19 protein-coding genes are annotated in these 18,511 nt (G+C 39.1%); 5 read left to right on the forward strand and 14 right to left on the reverse strand.

Translation table 11 applies throughout. The features are described from left to right. Nucleotides 1–52: 52 nt before the first annotated feature. Nucleotides 53–1,501: a sigma-54-dependent transcriptional regulator gene (locus RIB54_RS00440; RefSeq protein WP_350098712.1), complete on the forward strand. Its 1,449-nt coding sequence runs from the start codon at nucleotides 53–55 to the stop codon at nucleotides 1,499–1,501. 229 nt (nucleotides 1,502–1,730) lie between these two features. Here the strand turns inward: RIB54_RS00440 and RIB54_RS00445 are convergent, their stop codons facing one another. Continuing rightward, a complete protein-coding gene (locus RIB54_RS00445) occupies nucleotides 1,731–3,377 on the reverse strand; it encodes a S41 family peptidase (RefSeq protein WP_350098714.1) in 1,647 nt (548 codons plus the stop codon). 135 nt (nucleotides 3,378–3,512) lie between these two features. Between RIB54_RS00445 and RIB54_RS00450 the strand changes: the two genes are divergently transcribed. From RIB54_RS00450 to RIB54_RS00460, 3 genes are all read left to right on the forward strand, one after another. Beyond that, nucleotides 3,513–4,664, forward strand: coding sequence for a DUF819 family protein (locus RIB54_RS00450; protein WP_350098716.1), 1,152 nt, complete (start codon nucleotides 3,513–3,515; stop codon nucleotides 4,662–4,664). A gap of 160 nt (nucleotides 4,665–4,824) precedes the next feature. Continuing rightward, on the forward strand, nucleotides 4,825–5,355 hold the full coding sequence (locus RIB54_RS00455) for a hypothetical protein (protein WP_350098718.1): 531 nt from the start codon (nucleotides 4,825–4,827) through the stop codon (nucleotides 5,353–5,355). Then, complete coding sequence (locus RIB54_RS00460; RefSeq protein ID WP_350098720.1) at nucleotides 5,352–6,152, forward strand: hypothetical protein; 801 nt, start codon at nucleotides 5,352–5,354, stop codon at nucleotides 6,150–6,152. Before RIB54_RS00455 ends, RIB54_RS00460 begins: the two co-directional genes overlap by 4 nt. A gap of 323 nt (nucleotides 6,153–6,475) precedes the next feature. Here the strand turns inward: RIB54_RS00460 and map are convergent, their stop codons facing one another. From map to RIB54_RS00480, 4 genes are all read right to left on the reverse strand, one after another. Then, on the reverse strand, nucleotides 6,476–7,240 hold the full coding sequence (gene map, locus RIB54_RS00465) for a type I methionyl aminopeptidase (protein ID WP_350098722.1): 765 nt from the start codon (nucleotides 7,238–7,240) through the stop codon (nucleotides 6,476–6,478). A 332-nt stretch (nucleotides 7,241–7,572) separates the two neighbouring features. Then, nucleotides 7,573–8,265, reverse strand: a complete 693-nt coding sequence (locus tag RIB54_RS00470; RefSeq protein WP_350098724.1) for a potassium channel family protein — start codon at nucleotides 8,263–8,265, stop codon at nucleotides 7,573–7,575. 13 nt (nucleotides 8,266–8,278) lie between these two features. Then, nucleotides 8,279–10,042 carry a TrkH family potassium uptake protein gene (locus tag RIB54_RS00475; protein ID WP_350098726.1) on the reverse strand — a complete coding sequence of 588 codons (1,764 nt, stop codon included), beginning with the start codon at nucleotides 10,040–10,042 and terminating at the stop codon, nucleotides 8,279–8,281. Nucleotides 10,043–10,262: 220 nt separating this feature from the next. Then, entirely contained in the window at nucleotides 10,263–10,652 is a 390-nt protein-coding gene (locus RIB54_RS00480; RefSeq protein ID WP_350098728.1) for a winged helix-turn-helix transcriptional regulator, read from the reverse strand. Nucleotides 10,653–10,745: 93 nt separating this feature from the next. Here RIB54_RS00480 and RIB54_RS00485 point away from each other — a divergent pair, with 93 nt between their 5' ends. Further along, nucleotides 10,746–11,090 (forward strand): YciI family protein, encoded by a 345-nt coding sequence (locus tag RIB54_RS00485; RefSeq protein WP_350098730.1) that lies wholly within the window; start codon nucleotides 10,746–10,748, stop codon nucleotides 11,088–11,090. A 303-nt stretch (nucleotides 11,091–11,393) separates the two neighbouring features. On the opposite strand, the gene RIB54_RS00490 is transcribed toward RIB54_RS00485, so the two are convergent. The 9 genes from RIB54_RS00490 to RIB54_RS00530 all read right to left on the reverse strand — a co-directional run bounded on the left by RIB54_RS00490 (nucleotide 11,394) and on the right by RIB54_RS00530 (nucleotide 18,504). After that, nucleotides 11,394–11,906 (reverse strand): nuclear transport factor 2 family protein, encoded by a 513-nt coding sequence (locus RIB54_RS00490; protein ID WP_350098732.1) that lies wholly within the window; start codon nucleotides 11,904–11,906, stop codon nucleotides 11,394–11,396. A gap of 45 nt (nucleotides 11,907–11,951) precedes the next feature. Next, nucleotides 11,952–12,470: a lipocalin-like domain-containing protein gene (locus RIB54_RS00495; RefSeq protein WP_350098734.1), complete on the reverse strand. Its 519-nt coding sequence runs from the start codon at nucleotides 12,468–12,470 to the stop codon at nucleotides 11,952–11,954. 211 nt (nucleotides 12,471–12,681) lie between these two features. Then, nucleotides 12,682–12,813 (reverse strand): hypothetical protein, encoded by a 132-nt coding sequence (locus RIB54_RS00500; protein ID WP_350098736.1) that lies wholly within the window; start codon nucleotides 12,811–12,813, stop codon nucleotides 12,682–12,684. A 72-nt stretch (nucleotides 12,814–12,885) separates the two neighbouring features. After that, nucleotides 12,886–13,578: a DUF4386 domain-containing protein gene (locus RIB54_RS00505; protein WP_350098738.1), complete on the reverse strand. Its 693-nt coding sequence runs from the start codon at nucleotides 13,576–13,578 to the stop codon at nucleotides 12,886–12,888. Nucleotides 13,579–13,635: 57 nt separating this feature from the next. Beyond that, on the reverse strand, nucleotides 13,636–14,541 hold the full coding sequence (locus RIB54_RS00510) for an NAD(P)/FAD-dependent oxidoreductase (protein ID WP_350098740.1): 906 nt from the start codon (nucleotides 14,539–14,541) through the stop codon (nucleotides 13,636–13,638). A gap of 89 nt (nucleotides 14,542–14,630) precedes the next feature. Continuing rightward, entirely contained in the window at nucleotides 14,631–14,855 is a 225-nt protein-coding gene (locus RIB54_RS00515) for a putative antibiotic biosynthesis monooxygenase (RefSeq protein ID WP_350098742.1), read from the reverse strand. Nucleotides 14,856–14,944: 89 nt separating this feature from the next. Continuing rightward, a complete protein-coding gene (locus RIB54_RS00520) occupies nucleotides 14,945–15,811 on the reverse strand; it encodes an AraC family transcriptional regulator (protein ID WP_350098744.1) in 867 nt (288 codons plus the stop codon). Between the two features lie 302 nt (nucleotides 15,812–16,113). Then, entirely contained in the window at nucleotides 16,114–16,710 is a 597-nt protein-coding gene (locus RIB54_RS00525; protein ID WP_350098746.1) for a hypothetical protein, read from the reverse strand. A gap of 312 nt (nucleotides 16,711–17,022) precedes the next feature. Beyond that, nucleotides 17,023–18,504: a serine hydrolase gene (locus RIB54_RS00530; protein ID WP_350098748.1), complete on the reverse strand. Its 1,482-nt coding sequence runs from the start codon at nucleotides 18,502–18,504 to the stop codon at nucleotides 17,023–17,025. Nucleotides 18,505–18,511: the final 7 nt, after the last annotated feature.

The following is an 18,511-nucleotide window of genomic DNA, read 5'->3' on the forward strand; positions in this document are numbered from 1 at the left end:
ATCAATTTATTAGAATATATCAACACAGTTTTTTAGTTAAAATCGTATCAATATGATACAATATATTTGTGTCATATTGATACATAATGTACTTTCAAATGACGCACACCCATTTTTGAAAAAAGATATGAAAAAAGGGCATATTGTTATTGTTGACGATGATGAAGATGTACTAATCACCGCTAAAATGATACTTCGCAATCATTTCGAGACAGTCCATACCTTAAACTCGCCCAAAACGCTTGAATCATTTTTAAAGGCCAATGACATTGATATTATTATTCTGGATATGAATTTCCAGACCGGAGCAACTACCGGAAATGAAGGTCTTTTTTGGTTGAGGAAAATTAAGGAGCTGGATGATAACATTCATGTGATTATGAATACTGCCTATGGTGATATTCAGCTGGCGGTGGAGTGTATGAAGGAAGGTGCCATTGACTTTTTGGTGAAACCGTGGGAAAAGGAAAAGCTACTGACTACGGCCATTAACGTAAGGTCTATCAAGGAATCTAAAAAGAAGATAGACCATCTTGACAATACCAGAATGACGCTGGAGTCTGACATTCAGAAGGAAATGGGTGCTTTGGTGGGTCAGTCAAAAACCATGAAAAAGGTCTATGAGACCATAAAAAAGGTAGCAGCTACCGATGCCAATGTCTTGATTACGGGAGAGAACGGCACTGGTAAAGAGCTGGTGGCACGCGCTATTCATCAGCTATCCAAAAGAAGTAAAAAGAACTTTATAAAGGTGGATTTGGGTTCCCTGTCAGAAACACTGTTTGAATCTGAGCTGTTTGGCCATAACAAAGGCGCTTTTACTGATGCCAAGAACGACCGCATGGGCCGTATAGAAATTGCCAATGAAGGCAGCTTATTTTTGGATGAGATCGGCAACGTTGAAGCTAAGCAGCAGGCCAGCTTACTATCCGTTTTGCAAAACCGCCAGGTGACCCGAGTTGGCTCCAACAAACCCCTGGATGTAGACATCCGGTTGATATGCGCCACCAATAAAGACATTGAAGGTATGGTGGATAGAGAAGAATTCAGACAGGATTTGCTGTACCGCATCAATACCGTGGAGTTAGACCTGCCCCCACTTCGTGACCGTGAGGGTGATATCGAAATGTTGGCCAATCATTTTTTGAAAGAATACGCCAAAAAGTACGATAAGCCCATTAACAAAATAGCTGATGATGCATGGGACAGGCTCAACAGCTACCCCTGGCCGGGCAATGTGCGTGAGCTGCAGCACAGCGTGGAGCGTGCTGTAATTATGTCTGATGGAGAAACACTTACCGCTGATGACTTTATGATTAAGGAGAAAAAAGGGCCGACTGCAACTACGGCAACTTCTTTGAATGTGGAAGACATAGAAAAAGAGGCCATTTTAAAGGCCATAGAAAAACATAACGGCAACCTCACCTCTGCCGCTAAAACTTTGGGTTTTGGTAGAAGCACGCTGTATAGAAAGATGACGAAGTATGGGATTGAGCAATGAATCCGATTCATCGGATGACTATCTTTCATCATGTACATAGTCATCCGATGAATAATATGGCTTTGTCATTCCGGTTTTGGAGGAACGAGAAAGACCGGAATCTACTTATCAAAAGAGATTCCAGACTCGCTTACGCCTGCCTTACGGACAGGCAAGCTCTCAGGAATGACGGAACAGCCCGTGTCCGTTGTCTTTCCGGCCTTGAGCTTGCCTGCGGCAGGCCGGAATCTTATTTTAATGTAATTTCAATGGCCTTATCCAAGACCTCGTCTTTACCGTTAATTATTCCTTCTATTGTTGGTGTAACTATCAAATCAATTTTGACACCCTCCCTCTGAATAGGACTCATGTCAGGATAAAAAATCCCGGAGCTTGTGAAATATGAATTAAACCCTCCAACGAAGTCCATGTCTATCATAATACCACCGGCCCCGGCAGTTCTACTACCTATCGTTGTGACATTATACCCATTTTGAAGCCATAAGGCCATATATTCGGCTCTACTTTGGGTTCTTTCATTCACAAGTACAATTACTTGACCTTTATATTTTGGATCTGCTTTATTGAAATTTTGTTCAGTCAAAATATACTTACCTGGGTAGTTTAAATCTGCATTTATTTGCCTGGCAATCGAAGTGTTTTTTGCTCCAAAATAGTTTCTAAGAATATAACCATAAAATTCTTTCGGGTAACCTCTAAGGTCCACTATCATAGATTGTGTATTAATTAACTCTTCAAGAGCTTGGGTCAAGTCCTTTTTATCAATGATACCTAGATTGATATATCCAATATTGTTATCCATCACCTCCCAGCTTTTTCTTACTTCAGTTGAGAAATGAAATTGATCAAAAGTATACCTTAGCAAGCTTCTAACCTCTTTTTGTCCGTTCCTAACAATTTCAACTTTTATACTGTCCGAAGAACCATTCAAGATTTTGTTAAAAGAGTATTTTATTTTCGCTCCGTTATTTGCACCATAGATGTATTTCAACCTTTGACTTATTAGTTCCCCCACATCTACATTTTCTACTTTGGTTATCATATCACCAACTTTTAGATCATTCACCTGTGCCAAAGAATCATCATATAAATAATTAATAATCACCTTATTATCAATTATAGAAAAGGCTGCCGGAATTTGCTTTTCACCAAAATGAATAACTAGATTATCGGTTGTAAAATACCCATGACTATCATCAATTTTAACGACTAGCTCAAGCATGGCTAAGTGATATTCTATCTCCGAATTCGGGGCGCCAAATTTGGGCAACATTTGAACTAATACATCGTCCCAATCAGTGTCTATTTGATACTTATGCGGGTAGAAATACTCAATTATATTCCAGTATCTAAATAAAGACAACAGTCTTAATGTTTTATTGGTCCAATCGAATTGAGGATAGGATTTTTCATTTGTAATTCTAAGAACAGGAGGCTTGCCGTTGAAAGCGACATAATAATGTTTACCTTGAAATCGGTTTTGCTCAATGAATATTAATTTTTTCGAAAGTTCATTTGTGAATAGCTTATCATTAAAAATCCAACTGAGATCAAAGTTTTTATTGAAATACTCACTTTTATCTTCTAGTTGAATGCATTTTTTACATAATTCAACGTCACCCAAAGATTCAATCCAATTTAAATAGATAGAGGATAATTCTTCTTTTGTCGTGGCTTGTTCAATGGAAGGAAGAATTTCAATTAGTTGATTATCCCAATCGAATTTTCCCTTAGCAACGTTAGGATGATAATATTTCATAAAACCCCATAGCTTGGCTGTAACAAACAGCTTTTCATTATTATCCAATATTAATTGTGCCTGAACCTTGGAGGACAGCAAAAGAAGAGCTAAAATGATTAATAAAAGGTTTCGCATAATATTGCTAAGGTCACTATATCAGCACCTCCATTATGTCCAAATTTATTTTACCAATCTAAGGTATTTTTAGCTTTATTGAATAGTAGTATCAAAAAAGCATTTGAATAAATAACGGTTTGTCTATATTGATAAATGGATGAAACTGGTTTGCTTTTAACCGCTTCTGCTGTGGTGCTTATCACCGTCTTGTTTGTCCGTTATATCAGCAAGGTGGAGCACAAGGCTGTAAAAGTGCTGCTGGACTGGTTTCCGGCCATTCTCTTCGCTTATGTTATCCCTGCGGCTTTCACGCATCTTTTCAGTATAGACCTTTCAAAGGTGTTGCTGCATGATTTAAGTAAGTCGCTCATCATTCCCTTTACCATTCTTACTGTCATGAGTGCCCTGTCCTTTAAACAGCTTAAGATAGTCGGTGTAAAACCAATTGTGGTATTTGGTGTGGGTTCATTGGTCATAGCCACGCTGCCTGTGCTGCTGGTGCTTACCTTTGGCCTGCTCAATCCGGCTAACCATGATATGTTTATTGCAGACGGTTATTGGAAGGGCTTGCCTCCTATCGTTGGTGGCTGGATAGGTGGCAGCACGAGTCAGCTCGTCCTCAAAGAGCTGGCAGAAACGCCAGAATCGCTATTTCTCTCCATTTTGGTGTTAGACAACATTCTGGTGAATATCTGGACCATTCTTATGTTTCAGTTTATCAAAAGAAGCGATCGCTTGAACAAAGCCTGGGGCATTGATGCTAAATTTCCTATTGTGGAGCCACCCGAGCTCTCCGGGTCAACAAGCCAAAGTGTAATTAATATCATCACCCTGGGCACCATTCTGGCCATTATGGGACTAACCTATTTTATCCCTATGTCGTTTTTAATGAGTGTGGTGGTTTTATCTGTAGTCGGGCTGGTTTTGGGCAATGTGATTAAATCCTGGAACCACAAACTCGTTTTGAGAATGGCTGGATTTTCCATTGTTTTAATCATGGCCATTTTAGGGTTGAAACTGAATTTTACCAACCTTTCTCTCCCTGTCAATTTGGTAATACTGGTATTGATATGGCTGGTGCTGCATTTCGTATTTATGTTACTCACCGCCCGATTGCTCAAAGTCAATATTGCCTGGGTGGCTATTGGTAGCATGGCTAACCTTGGGGGTATTTCCACTGCGCCAGCCGTAACCTCAGCCTATAAGCCCGAGCTCATGCCTCATGCCATTGTTTTGGCTATACTCAGTATGGTGACCGGCACCAGCTGGGGCATGCTCACCATTTATTTGTTTGGATTAATGTGAGAAGTAAGTTAACATCTGGATTTTTATAATAGCCCTCCTACTATTTGCAACATCAGAAATGGCTTGTCAAATAATTTCAATTTGATCATTAGGAAAGAGACAAACTAAGACATAAATTGTATTATCCCTTTGTAAAAGCTAGGTACTTATCTATTTAAGCATGAGTAAAATCTACAAATTTCCGATAGATAACAATGAAACAGGTCGCAACGTAGGTGGTACTTTCTTTACTGCTTTCGGATCAGTCCTTATTCTAATTCATGTTTTCGGTATTTTTCAAGGGTTTCCGGTTTACTTTGGTTGGCTTCCCTTTTTGGTAGGGCTTCTTATTTTCGGTGTAAAACGTGATGTAACCATTGACATGACTACAGGAACCATTAAAACAGTTAAGGGTTTCTACTTCTTAGTGAGCACCAATATGTATCAAAACCGGGATTTCGAGGAAATCTACATCCGAAGAATGGTCAGTAAAAGTAATAGTGACAGTATCAGCAGCAGAGACTCTACTTCCTATCATATCATTCTCAATGGAAGAGAATTGATTACTGTGGATTCATTTCCCGATCGTGAAAGTGCCATGTTTTGGGTACATGAATTGGCTGATGCCTTACAATTAAAGTATGGTCAGGAAAGAAACGATAACGGCTCAATAGATGAGAATATTCCTGTGCCAACCAAACCAGGAGCATGAAGCCGCCAGAAGAATATTTCCAAATTAGAAAGCAGGGTAGCCATACCATCTATGAATGGAGAGAAAACGCTAGACTGATAGTAGCTTCACTCATGGTGATTGCTTTACTCATCATGGCTTTTGTGAAAACATTTATAGAACATGCGGTACCGTTATACGTCTTTATTATCACACTGGCACTGGGGTTGGTGGTCATCATATTCTTTAGGGTTTACGACCGGTTTAGATTGGCTTTTGACACTGAAGGGGTATTTGTTGCTCGTGGTATAAGCCTCTTTTTAGGCAGTGGACTAGGCACATGCTACCACAAAAAGGATTTTGAAGCATTGTACACCAAGTCGCCTTCCAACTTCAACAATTTCGATTTTGGTAATGACACTAAAATCATCTGCTTACAACTTAAAAATAACAGAAGGATCAGGTTAACCAATGCTCTACTTAATGAGTATGCTGACTTTCTCATTGACGAAATGAAGGTCTTTTTCCTATTTAGCGAAAAACCGACACCCATTAACTTAAAGATGGTTCCAAAGTTATTCCTTATCTGGGCAATCGCAGTTATTACTGGTGTAGTTACACCACGCTTACTTGAAGTTGGTGAGTACGCTTTGGAGAAACAGTCGGGGGCCATGAGGGTAGCTTCAGGTTTGTTGGGAATGGTTTTTATTATCTGGATACTTACTTCTACGGATGCTATTTTCAAAGAAAAGGAATTATCACAACTTCATAAGACTTTGATTTTTGTACTATGCCTGATTCCTACGGCATTAGTCCTTGGATACATTTATTTATTGTAGGCACCATTGAGAAGAATTAAAAAAGCTCAGGTGCTATGGTTTTCGAGCTCTTCAATGAGATTGACAGAAAATTATATAAAGCATTTCTTTCCGGCCTTGAGCCAGAATCCTAATGAAAGTTCACCATCATACTCAATTAAAAACACCCCATGATCCCTTAAAGGGAATATTCCCACTTTGAAAGGGTTGGGAGATGTATGACAAAAAACACGATACTATCTGTCATTCCGGCCTTGAGCTTGCCTGCGGCAGGCAGGCCGGAATCTTATTTAGATGTGAGTTTGATAATACGGATTGTAAATACCTGATAATCCAAGTCACTTTTAATTCCAAAGCTCATTCGCCTCGGTTAAAATAACTGGTGTTCCGTCTGTGATTAAGATGGTTTGTTCGTGCTGAGTCACACATCCACCTTTATTTCCAACCAATGTCCAGCCATCATTCAACTCAACAGCAACCGTGGATTTGGTTGAAATAAAAGTTTCAATAGCCACTGTGGTGTTTTTTATAAACCTTTCTCTATTCGTTTTAACGCAGTAATTCAAAATATCTTCTGGTGCTTCATGCAAACTTCTTCCCACTCCATGTCCTGCTAAATTTTTAATCACTTTAAAGCCTCGCTTTTTCGCCTCAGTCTCTATTAAAAGTCCAATATCAGCTATTTTCACGCCTCCTCTTATATTGCTAATTGCTTTTTGCAGGATGTACTTAGAAGCATCAACCAATGGTTGATGGTTATGAATGTCCTTTCCCAGCACAAACGATCCTCCATTATCTGACCAAAACCCATTAAGTTCAGCAGACACATCAATGTTTATTAAATCCCCTTCCTTCAGAATTTTCTTCTCTGACGGAATTCCATGGGCAGCTTCTTCATTAACACTAATACATGTATATCCAGGAAATCCGTAAGTTTCATGCGGTGCTGATTTAGCCCCGTGTTTCTTTAGTATAGCCGCGCCATATTCATCGAGCTCTTTCGTTGACATTCCAACTTCAGCGTATTCCCGCATTAGTTTAAGAGTAGTTCCCACTACCTCACTAACTTTTATCATTCCTGTTAATTCAGATTCTTTTGTTATTGACATCTGCTTGTATTAATTAGCTACAAAATCAGGATAGCACGAATTCCCGCGCTATCCAATATGTTTTTTTGCTAATCTAAAAGATTCTCAAGAAAGGTTCCTGATCAATACAATTTAATAACATCCCTATAATCCCCTAAAGGAGATATTCCCACTGTGAAGGGGTTGGGGGATGTATGACAGAAACCTCAACACCGTCTGTCATTCCGGCCTTGAGCTTGCCTGCGGCAGGCAGGCCGGAATCTTATTAAGATTCGAGTTTTAACAATGCAGATAGTAAATCCTACGATATTCGACATTGCTGAAGGCCAATAAATACCTTTAGGCCGCGCCTTCTAAGCAAGTTCTTCCATCATTTTGCGCAGCGACTTTATTGATCCAAAAAGCACCAAAGTATCATTTTCCTTGAAAACTGTGGCCCCACTGACCACCCCTGAAACCTTACGTTCTTTAATTTGACTGCCCAGTATATTTTTACAAACGCTTTCTGAAAGAATGGTTATCAAAGAAACATTCCATTTATTAACAATATCAGCTTCCTGCACGGTTTTATCAATAAAGGTTTCAGGCACCTTAAATTCGGCTATTTCATAATTATCATCCAAAATAAATGACTTTATGGTACCAAGTATTGTCAAACGGTTAGCAAATTGATGGGCAAACTCAGCCTCCGGATTAATGATTACGTCAATGCCCATGGTCTCCAAAATGGTTTGGTGAATGGGTGAAATGGCCCTTCCAATTATTTTAGTCTTTTTGCAATGCTTCTTAAACAGGGCCGTGGTGGTTACAGAGGCACCTACATCCTCACCTATCCCGATGATAACAAAATCAGTATCAGAAAGAGGAAGACTGGTAACGGCCAGCTCGTTTGTAGTGTCCACCGCCAATGTGTGGGTAAGGCTGTCAGACAACAGGTTCACATGGTTTTGATTTGTATCAATGCCAATGACCTCATGGCCTTCTTCCACCAGCTTTAATGCCAGTGCCGACCCAAAATTACCTAGTCCCACAATGATAAATTTCATAATAAATTACCGTTTAGTTGATGAAAATTTGTTCTTCAGGGTACTCTATAGGCGAGTATTTGTAAGAAACCACCTGCCTGACCATACCTGTGAGCAAGGTAAGGAAGCCTACCCTACCTATAAACATGGTCAAAACCAATACTAATTTTCCCGCAACGCTTAGTTCGGCAGTTATACCCATGCTAAGCCCTACGGTGCTATAGGCCGAAAAGACCTCAAAGGCCAGGGGCATCAAACCTAAATGCCCGTCAATGGTCACGAGCAGAAAGGTGCTCAAGCCAATCATAATCAGCGAAAGAGAAATGATACTTGTCGCCCTGTGCAAAGCACCTTGTTCAATGACTTTCCAGCCAACCCTCAGGTGCTTGAACCCAAAAACCTGCTGGTAAATATTCAAAGAGGCCACGGCAAAGGTAGTGGTTTTTATCCCTCCCCCCGTTGATCCCGGTGATGCACCTATCCACATTAAAAACAAAATGATCATAATCGTTGACATGGTCAGCGCACTGGTATCCACGGTATTAAAACCTGCCGTTCGAGTAGTGATTGACCCAAACAGTGCTGTCACCACCTTTCCAAAAGCTGAATGCTCCTTCAGGCTGTTGTTATACTCAAGCAGGTAAAATAAAACCCCACCCAATATAATCAGGCATAAAGAGGTGAAAATCACAATTTTTGTATTCAGGCTTAAATTAAGCTGCACCCTGTCCTTTTGGGTAATAGGCTTCTTAAGCCATTTGTAAAGTAAATTCTTAGCAGTTCCTTTACCCAGGTGGTAAATATTTATCATTACTCCATAACCTAACCCTCCTAAAATAATCAGTACAGCTATTACCAATTGAAGGTTATAGTTGTGGCGGTAGTTGCTTTCATACAATGAGTCTGACAAAGTAGAAAACCCGGCATTGCAAAAGGCAGAAATAGAATGAAAGACAGAGAAAAATAGTTTGTCATTCAGACTATCAAAGGACACATCGTTGCTGTAAAAAATAAAGGCCGCCCCTATGGCTTCTATGGTTACCACCAATACTATAATTTGAATGAGGGTTTTGAAGGTATTCTCCAATGAATTGGCATTGATCATATTTTTAAGAACCAATCTGCTTTCAAATGAACCAAAACCTTTAAACAGCAAGGCAAACAATGAGGTAAAACTGAGCATTCCGAGTGCGCCAAACTGGATAAGAAACATGATGACCCATTGTCCGAGCCTCGTAAAATCCTGACCTGTATTAAGGGTAGCCAGGCCGGTTACGCAAACGGCACTGGTAGAGGTAAACAATGCATCTATAAAACCTATACCGTTGACTGTGGCATTTGGGGTTAGCAGCAGCAAGGTACCAACGAAGATGAGTACCAAAAAGCTCAATACAAATACAAGTGCCGGGTGAAGCGTTTGACGGTCGAGGGCATAAAGCCTGCCTGAGAGGTCAAACATGATAAGAATAAAAACCAGCAAAGCGGTATAGAAATTCAGCGACTTGTCCTCATTGTAAAGGAAATAGTAGGTATTGGCCAGTGCTAAAAACAGTAAAAGCACACTTAAAATAACTACAACATGAATGCCCTTTATTCCGGATTTAAAATCAAACTTTACTGATTGCATATAGCTGATGGTGGCTATGCCTCCATAGATCAAATAGACAAAATCGGTGATGAGGTGGCTCCAATAGCTATCTTTAAAACCAAAGTCGAAAGTTAGTCCCAAAAGTGAGATCACTCCCGAGACAAATAAAACCTTGTCGCTAATGTAAATCGGAAATCTGTGGCTTGCCATTTACCTGTTTTACAGCCACAATATTATTAAAGTAAATTCAATATGATAGTGATTTGTTTATAAATACGGCAGTTCAGGTCAAGTGGAAATAAATTGAACTTCCTCAGTGTAACCCCTGATGGTACGAGCCTTTGGCTCGTATCCAACACATTTCTAATACAATAACTTGCGTGATGTAAAGTCCGAGCTAGAAGTTCGAACTAGCTGGGGTTCGCCCATATTACTTTTCCTTTTTTCTTTCATTGTTAAGCTTGTATTGTTTACCCCAATTCCCCATAGCCACTAGAATTGGAGATAGTGTAAGACCAAATTCCGTCAAGGTATATTCTACCCTAGGTGGAATCTCAGCATATATCTTTCGCTTTATTACACCATCTTCTTCTAACTGCCTAAGTTGAGAAGTGAGCATGGACTGTGTTATTCCTTTTACCGAACGTTTCAATTCACCAAACCGCGCAGGGGATGTGAAGTAGATAGCATTGATGAGAATGGGTTTCCACTTTCCTCCCAGAACTTGCATAGTGGCAGTAACAGGACAAGTTTTTTCATCGAAAACGACATTTTTTACGTTCATATCTTGTTGATTTTCAGCAATAGTATTGTTTTTCATACTAACTCTTATTAAGCATCCTACTTGCAAAAATACAATAAACAACTAAAATTTGAATTACTAAAATAAAAATAACTAACTAATAAAATTGACATGGAAAAATTTATTCTGTTATTCAGAGGTGGTGATACTCATATTTCCACTGCTAATTCGCAAGCAGCAATGGACATCATTCAAACGTGGAATGATTGGATGCAAGGACTTGCCGAAAAAGGAATTCTTGCTGGAGGCGATGCACTTCAAGTATCGGGAAAGCACGTGAAAGGCACAAAAAAAGTAGTTTCAGATGGTCCGTATGCTATAGGAAATGAAATGGTTGGTGGTTATTTAATTGTAAATTCAAAAGATATTAACGATGCTGTAGAAATTTCAAAAGGGTGCCCAATTTTAAATGAAGACGGTAGTGTAGAAGTTCGCCCAATTCAGAAACGAAATTAGTTTCCGACCCCTTGTTGCCGCCATGCTCTGCATGGTGGCATTACCCTGCATATCTTAATTAGCACTAGGCTTCATTTACCTTACCACTATGCTAAGCATAGCGGGAACCGAGGATATTCCCCCTTTGAAGGGGGTTGGGGGATGTGTTAATTCATCGGATGACTGTCTTTAATCACGCACCCCCTACTGGTGCGAGCCTTTGGCTCGTATTCAATATATTTCCAATACAACAACTTGCTTGATGTAAAGTCCGAGCTAGAAGTTCAAACTAGCTGGGTTGGCAACAGCTTTCTTTTTTTGATTTTACTTTTTTGATCGCTCTCTTTCATCCATTGTTACTTTATCTCTGAGTAGCCAAGTGCCATTTTCCTTGGTAATAATATAAGTTGTATTTATTCTTCTTGTTGGCGTTTCAACTCCATTAATTATTTGTCCTTCTCGTTCATGATGTTGATGAACAACTGCAACATCAGGTCTTAAAAACTTTATTTCAGGATCACCATAATTGATTGTTGTTGATACTGCATACCCAGGATTATTGTGTAGCACTTTGATGAAATTCATAATAGAGTCTTTTCCATAGAAAACACGTCCAAAGGCCTGAAGCCATCGACCATCATCGGCCCATATTTTTTCACGCTCTTCAAAATTTTTACTCTTTGCTTGAATTTCAACTATGCTTTTAATGGCTATAGTATCCGTTGGGCTTATTTGAAGTTCATTTTGCGCTACTGAGGTCGAGTTCGAGCTGTAATTTTCCTTTTCATTGCAACCATAAACAAAGATTAACAATGAGAAACCAATTATGTATTTCATTTATCTGTCAATTAATTAGCATTGTCTTTAATCAATTTCAAAACGCTATTCACTATCATTAAGCCTTACCCACTTAAGTCGGGTCTTTGGATATCTGTCCGAAATAGGGCTAAGAATCAAGGTGTCGCCTGAAAAGACAAACTCTCTTTTCGCAACAGTTCCCCACATATTTTGAAAGTTTGATGACTCGATTTGATGCTCTATAATATTAAGCGAGTCGATTACTTTGTACTTTCCAAAATAGACAAAATTGTCAGCTAAATGTCTCAAATCTTTGAATGTTAAACTGTCAAGTCCTCCATTTCCTTGAAATTCATAGTTTTCATAATTTTCAGTGACGTGATGCACGCCCATACCGCCTTTACCGTCATAAAGAATGAATCCTTTTCTGTTTTTGTAATGATCTTCCCGAGGTTTCCAACTTGAAGCAGAATCAACCTGCATTTCTACAATATTAAGCTTCCACCTTCCTTTGAACTTTTCGAGATTTGATGATTCATTTACCTGTGCGCAAGAAACAAGTAAAAAGGTTATTAAAGTCGAATATAAATAGGTTAATCTCATATTTCTAATTGCTGCCAATGTTTAGTATATGAAGTATAGCATGCCGCAGGATCCTATCATTTCATATCCAGTGTCTGTTCTGTGCCCAGCATGGGCATCTGGTATCTAAGATACCAAATTATTCCACAGGGTGTAAGTCCCTTGTGTGCGGGAGTCGTGTCCCGAAGCACTAGCAAGGACTGATCGGATAAAACTCATCGGATGACTGTCTTTAATCACGTACATAGTCATCCGATGAATAAGATGTGCTTGTCTTTCCGGCCAGCTTGCCTGTAGCAGGCTGGCCGGAAACTTTAACTACTTCAGATTTACTAACACGGATTACAAATCCTACGATAGGCATTCGACATTAGAAATGTCGAATAGCTGGGTTTAAGGGAAATTATTAATCCAATTACATTTTTATAGGACTAGGTTATAGGATTCTTTTTTCAAGTTTTGCAATTAGTTTGAATCCAAAGAAAATAGTGTATACAGTAATGGAAAGCTCCCAAATTATTTCCAAAGATGTTAGGGCGAACAAACCAAGGCTAAAAGGTTTCAGAACATGAAAGAGCACTAAAACACCTCCAATAAATGCCAGTGGACCACCGATAATACCAATCCATGCCATTGGTTTTGGAACTGCACCTGAACGATACATGATATAACCTAGAAGTAGCCCGTTTCCCAAACCGGAACAAAACTGTGGACCTAGAAGAAATGTCCAGTCATGGAAGGCCATAAACATCTGTTTCACTAATAATAAGTCGTCTGGGTTTGATCCTGTTGTGAAGTCTGCACGTAAAGACATTATGGACATCAGGCTTACCACTCCAGAAAGAGTAAGTAACGATTCAACTGTACGGCTAGCAACATAACCAAGAGATGCAGAGCCACTGACTTGCTTAAAAATTGGGTAGATTACAATAGCTGTAGCGATATTGCATATAGCCAAAAGAATTTCAAGTAATGCACCTATTGAAATGTTTGTATCAAATCCACCTAACAAAAGATAGTCACTGTTGTTGAAAAGTGGTTCATAAAAAAACAGAGCCGAAATTGAGAAAATAAAAGTACCAAAGAAAAACAAGCCGAATACTAATGAAGATTTTCTAGTTGGGTTCATTTTAGTAAGTTTAAATGTTATATTTTTTTATTAGTGGCAGGTTATTTTGGTCAAATATTAAAACTCCTCGACTGTCATTTCTTTGTTTAACATCATGCCAGCCGTAGTGCCCGTTGCTACAGCATTTGCCACTGTTCGATTGCGTGTTACGTTGTCGCCACAGGCATAAATTCCAGGTACAGTGGTTTTTTGCATTAAATCTGTCTTGATGTAGCCATCATCAGTGATTTCACAACCTAAAATTGAAGCTAAATTGGAATGCTGTTCGAATGGTCTAGGTGCATAAATAGCTTGAATCTCCATTGATGAACCGTCCTTGAAATGGATACGTTGAAGATGTCCGTTTATATGTTCAAGTTTTTCAATCTCGGTTTGAATTATGGAAATACTTTTTTGAGAAAGTTTACTTTGTTGTTCGGCAGATAAGGTGGAGACTCCATTTGTAAATAACGTCAATTTTGTAGTCCAATTAGAGATGAGGCTAACAAATTCATAGCCCTTGTCACCATTGCCAAGCACTCCAGTATTTTGATGGCGTATTTCATAACCGTGGCAATATGGACAATGTAATACAGTTATTCCCCAGCATTCACTAAACCCGTCAATTGCTGGAAGAATGTCTTTAATGCCGGTAGCCAGTATCAATTTTTTGGCTCGAAATATTTCAGTAGCTGTTGTTATTACAAATTCATCCCTCACTTGTTGAGCGTTAATGACGAAAGCATCGTGTTGCCTTACTGTCGAATAAGCATTAACCTGTTGCCTTGCTAGTGTAGATATTTCCATAGGGCTTTTACCATCCTGTGTGAGAAAATTATGAGAATGGGGTGTTTGCCGATTACATGGCTGGCCACTATCGAGGATCAAAACTTGTCGCAATGATCTTCCTAGAGCCATGCCAGCTGCAAGACCTGAGTAGCTTCCACCGATAATAATTACATCAAATTTTTCTTGTTTTACCATGTTATTAGCTGTTTTGAGAAGTGATCTGGTGGGCAATGCGAAGGCTGATAAGGTAGCCCCGCATTGCATGACAAATTCTCTTCGGGTGATCATTTTCCTTTAAGGTCGGGACGTATCCAACTTATTACTAAATCCACAAAGGGAACTCCTAGAAATACTATCCATGGTACCAATGAAGCAGTAAGTATTAAAGTTCGTTGGTATAAGGGCATGTCTGCCATAACCTCTCCAAATAAATAAAGAAATAATGTTATGGATGGGTAAATAACTACCCAGATTTTAAGAGAAGCAATGAGCCTCATTTTTGTCTTCATATCTATAATTTTTAAATTTCAAATTGTATTGACAAAGTTATCAAGTCACCAAAAGTGGCTGATAGGACAAAAATCAAGTTGGAAGGGATTTATCTAAAATTCTGACGAAATGTCTGAGGTGAATGCCCAGTATGCTTCTTAAAAAACCTAATGAAATAGGACGGGTCTTCGTAACCAAGTTTGTAAGCTATCTGATTAACCTGATCTGTAGTAGCTAGCAGATGCCTTTTGCTTTCGAGAATAACCTGCTCATCGATAAGTTCAGAAGCAGTTTTATCTAGTAGCATTTTGGTAATGGCATTTAACTGAAAAGTGGAAAGATTCAGTTGGTCTGCATAGTATGCTACCTCTTTATGGTTTGCAAGTCGAGTTTCGACTAAAGCTAAAAATTCTTCTAGTCGTTCCTGTTTGTAGGGAATGTTTTGATCTGAAGAATCATCTGGCCGTTTTTTGTTTCTTAAGAGTTCGATAAAAAAAATTGTGAGACCTGCCTTTAGCACTTCGCCAAAATTTTCCTTACGTTGTTGAGATTCAATATTCAGGTCACTCAAAATCATTTTGAGTTTGTAAAATGGTTCGGCATCTAATTGACAAAAAGTTTGACGGCTAAGTGATCTAATTAAGTCTCTTGTGAACCTATCGGACGGATAAAAGTCTGGTTTGAATTGCATCAAAAAACCAGTACTCTCTGCTTTGACTGACAGCTCATGCACTTGACCAGGGCGCATGAAGAAAATACAACGGTCGCAAAGATCATAGTGTTTGAAATCAATAGCATGGCTACCATGCCCTTTCTCGATTGCCATAATAAAGTAGAAATCATGCCTGTGAATTTCCTGTTTCAGATCTTGATTGTTTGCCAATTGTTGAACTTCGCGAATGCGAAAATTCTCTAGGACATCCTGCTCTATTTTAGATACTTTAATATGTCTGACAGGTATACCTTTGATACTCATTGTTTAAACTTTTAGTTCTCGAATATCTGTGGCTGCTAACGTACGTGTATAGCATTTCGTGCCTCACCCGTACTTAATGGAGGTGAAAGTAATATTTTTTGTGTTTTGAACCAAGCTGTACTGTCTTTGGCGAAGAGCATTCTGCGTCCGCCCAAAGCGAAGTTGACTGAGCCTCAGATCAAATAACATCAAGGAAGAACTACAAGCCTTAGCAAAGAACACGAAACACAAGAAATATGGCCTAGTCGCACTTGCGTGATTAAAAGTGAGTAAAGGCATGAATGCTATATGATGTTAGCGAGCTACTTAGTTTCGGTAGTAAAATTCACCAGTTCATGGCTTCCAGTTTTGGCCTCAATCTCAATCGATCCAGTAGTTTTATTGTGTGCGGTTATCCTTGGTGTCTCGTAGACATCATGATGTTCGAAATCAAGCAATGTAGTTATATTTAGCTTATTCAAGTCAAGTGACACCAATTTATAGTCAGTCCTAGATCGTTTAAAAAATAACAAAAGTTGTTTTGTTTTATTGAAGTGCAAATCAGCTTGATTCCGTCTAACATTCACGAATCCATCAGTAGAAAATAATAATGAATCGTTCTGTATATCATAAACATTAATAGACGGCTTGGAATTATTAAGTACGTTTCTCTGCTCAAAAATCAATATTTCAGAATTCGTAGTCCACCAGAAAGATGGTGATAGGAAGTCATGTATAACTGATTTTGTTATGAATGTTGTGTCATTAGTCCTGTTGTCCACCAAGTGATATGTGAGTTCTGTATTCGCATCACTAAGACCATGCCCAACCCTAATAATTTCATAATTACCATCAGGAGAAACGATCTTGTCAGAATCCGTCTGAATAATCAGTAATACTATGATGATTAGTGTTCTCATAAGTGCTCGCTAACACCCTGCTAAACGTCATTATTGTTTATTATATCAAATAAACGGGGCATAAGGTGTTGTTATATTCTATTGCTGAATCGAATATAATGAATTTTATAAGAAAATAAATTAAATAAAAATTGATTACTGAGGCTTAAACAAGCACCCCCTGTAGTTCCATCAAGGAGACATTCACATGTGACTTTTTGAAATTTAATTCCTCCCTTGAGAGAGGTCAGGTGGGTGTTAGAAAGGTTATTTCAATCTGAAAAGCCAACAGCCCAACTGATTTTAAACGCCAATCAGCTGGGCCTCGCCCAATTACTCTACCTTAATAAACGTTTCCCTTTGATGAAACAAACTAACTACCGCTCCATCTTTCAGGTCAAAGCCAATGATGGTTCCTGAGCCGGGCACCAGCTCCACGCGCATAGTATTCTCAGAAGGGAATGCCGTGGCTACTGTTTTCAGGTTACCAGCGGTCACAATCAATTGCTCATCTTCATAGCTTATTTCTACCTTACCATAGTTATCACTTTTGTAAGTACCCACATACTGCTTTTTGGGTAAGGATAAATTCCAGGTTCGTTCTGCCATTTTTTGCTCATGGGCCCGTTGTGCCTTGCGTTCCTGAGCCAGTGCCTTCGATACTTTTTTGTAAAGAATTTTTTCGGCACTTTTCACTTCCCTTTTATTGCCCAAATACAAGTTATAGGCATATTTTGAAATCAGGTTGGCGGCAGTCATGCCCATGTCAGTATTGCTAAAAACAGCCATGCCAATATTCCTTTCGGGAATGAATGAGTAGTGCGCAAAATAGCCTGCATAGTCACCAAAATGATATACTATTTTTTCCTTTTCAAATTCACCAATACGCCAGCCGCTGGCATAGCCCTTGCCATCAAAAACCCGTACATATTCGTGCTTTGCTTCTACTTGCTGTCGGTAAGAATTTTCTACTAAATCTTTAGGATAAACACCATTTCCGGTTGCCAAATAGAACTGCAGAAACTTAGCGGCATCTTCTATATTGGTCATCAACCCACCTGCTGCGTGCATCACTGCATCATTCTTTTGCAAAGGAGAAACTTTTACCTCCCCTTTGAATATGCCACCATGCGGACGGGCTAATTTATCAGCAGGTACTTTAGAGGCATAGGCCGTGCTGCTGTTCATGCCCAGAGGTTGAAATAGTTTTTCATCTAACAAATCCCTCCAATCCTTACCGAGCTCAGCCTGCAGTAGGTAGTCCAACAAATAGTAGCCAAAATTGGTGTATTCGAACACTTTCCCTGCTTCGTTTGGCTGGGTTTCTTCCTCGATCAGTTTTAATATTTCAGCATCGGTGTATTCACCAGTATAGGCCAGGCGGAAAGAAAGATAAGGATTATCAATGCCGCTTTGATGCGTAAGCAAATCCATTATGGTAATATTCTGGAAGACTTCTTTTCTTTTAAAATCCTTAAAAGGCTTGTAATTGAGAATAGGTGCATTGAGCTCTATTGAACCTTCCTTTGCCAAAATATGCGCTAAAAGTCCGTTGAAGGCTTTTGTACAGGAAGCAATGTAATAAACACTTTGATTTGTGGCAGGCTGTTCCTGCTCCCAATTGGCATAGCCAAAGGTTTCCAGGTATAAAATATCGGTATCCCGCACTATGGCCACACTCACAGAAGGCACAATTTCCGATATTTCCAGGGTGCTTTGGATAAAGGAATTGAGCATTTGGGTAGTATCCGTTTGCGCAAACAGATTAACAGTGATTAAAAATGAAATGATAAAAGGTGCAATTGTTTTCTTCATGATTTAA

This window comes from Fulvivirga sp. (genome assembly GCF_040218215.1).
Classification (GTDB): domain Bacteria; phylum Bacteroidota; class Bacteroidia; order Cytophagales; family Cyclobacteriaceae; genus Fulvivirga.

What these genes read in the sequence shown, in the direction of transcription:
- RIB54_RS00515 (WP_350098742.1), bottom strand. Translation starts at nt 14,855, where the DNA reads ATGAAGACAAAAATGAGGCTCATTGCTTCTCTTAAAATCTGGGTAGTT.
- RIB54_RS00505 (WP_350098738.1), bottom strand. Translation starts at nt 13,578, where the DNA reads ATGAACCCAACTAGAAAATCTTCATTAGTATTCGGCTTGTTTTTCTTT.
- RIB54_RS00470 (WP_350098724.1), bottom strand. Translation starts at nt 8,265, where the DNA reads ATGAAATTTATCATTGTGGGACTAGGTAATTTTGGGTCGGCACTGGCA.
- RIB54_RS00480 (WP_350098728.1), bottom strand. Translation starts at nt 10,652, where the DNA reads ATGAAAAACAATACTATTGCTGAAAATCAACAAGATATGAACGTAAAA.
- map (WP_350098722.1), bottom strand. Translation starts at nt 7,240, where the DNA reads ATGTCAATAACAAAAGAATCTGAATTAACAGGAATGATAAAAGTTAGT.
- RIB54_RS00510 (WP_350098740.1), bottom strand. Translation starts at nt 14,541, where the DNA reads ATGGTAAAACAAGAAAAATTTGATGTAATTATTATCGGTGGAAGCTAC.
- RIB54_RS00520 (WP_350098744.1), bottom strand. Translation starts at nt 15,811, where the DNA reads ATGAGTATCAAAGGTATACCTGTCAGACATATTAAAGTATCTAAAATA.
- RIB54_RS00485 (WP_350098730.1), top strand. Translation starts at nt 10,746, where the DNA reads ATGGAAAAATTTATTCTGTTATTCAGAGGTGGTGATACTCATATTTCC.
- RIB54_RS00455 (WP_350098718.1), top strand. Translation starts at nt 4,825, where the DNA reads ATGAGTAAAATCTACAAATTTCCGATAGATAACAATGAAACAGGTCGC.
- RIB54_RS00450 (WP_350098716.1), top strand. Translation starts at nt 3,513, where the DNA reads ATGGATGAAACTGGTTTGCTTTTAACCGCTTCTGCTGTGGTGCTTATC.
- RIB54_RS00530 (WP_350098748.1), bottom strand. Translation starts at nt 18,504, where the DNA reads ATGAAGAAAACAATTGCACCTTTTATCATTTCATTTTTAATCACTGTT.
- RIB54_RS00460 (WP_350098720.1), top strand. Translation starts at nt 5,352, where the DNA reads ATGAAGCCGCCAGAAGAATATTTCCAAATTAGAAAGCAGGGTAGCCAT.
- RIB54_RS00475 (WP_350098726.1), bottom strand. Translation starts at nt 10,042, where the DNA reads ATGGCAAGCCACAGATTTCCGATTTACATTAGCGACAAGGTTTTATTT.
- RIB54_RS00490 (WP_350098732.1), bottom strand. Translation starts at nt 11,906, where the DNA reads ATGAAATACATAATTGGTTTCTCATTGTTAATCTTTGTTTATGGTTGC.
- RIB54_RS00495 (WP_350098734.1), bottom strand. Translation starts at nt 12,470, where the DNA reads ATGAGATTAACCTATTTATATTCGACTTTAATAACCTTTTTACTTGTT.
- RIB54_RS00525 (WP_350098746.1), bottom strand. Translation starts at nt 16,710, where the DNA reads ATGAGAACACTAATCATCATAGTATTACTGATTATTCAGACGGATTCT.
- RIB54_RS00500 (WP_350098736.1), bottom strand. Translation starts at nt 12,813, where the DNA reads ATGCCTATCGTAGGATTTGTAATCCGTGTTAGTAAATCTGAAGTAGTT.
- RIB54_RS00440 (WP_350098712.1), top strand. Translation starts at nt 53, where the DNA reads ATGATACAATATATTTGTGTCATATTGATACATAATGTACTTTCAAAT.
- RIB54_RS00445 (WP_350098714.1), bottom strand. Translation starts at nt 3,377, where the DNA reads ATGCGAAACCTTTTATTAATCATTTTAGCTCTTCTTTTGCTGTCCTCC.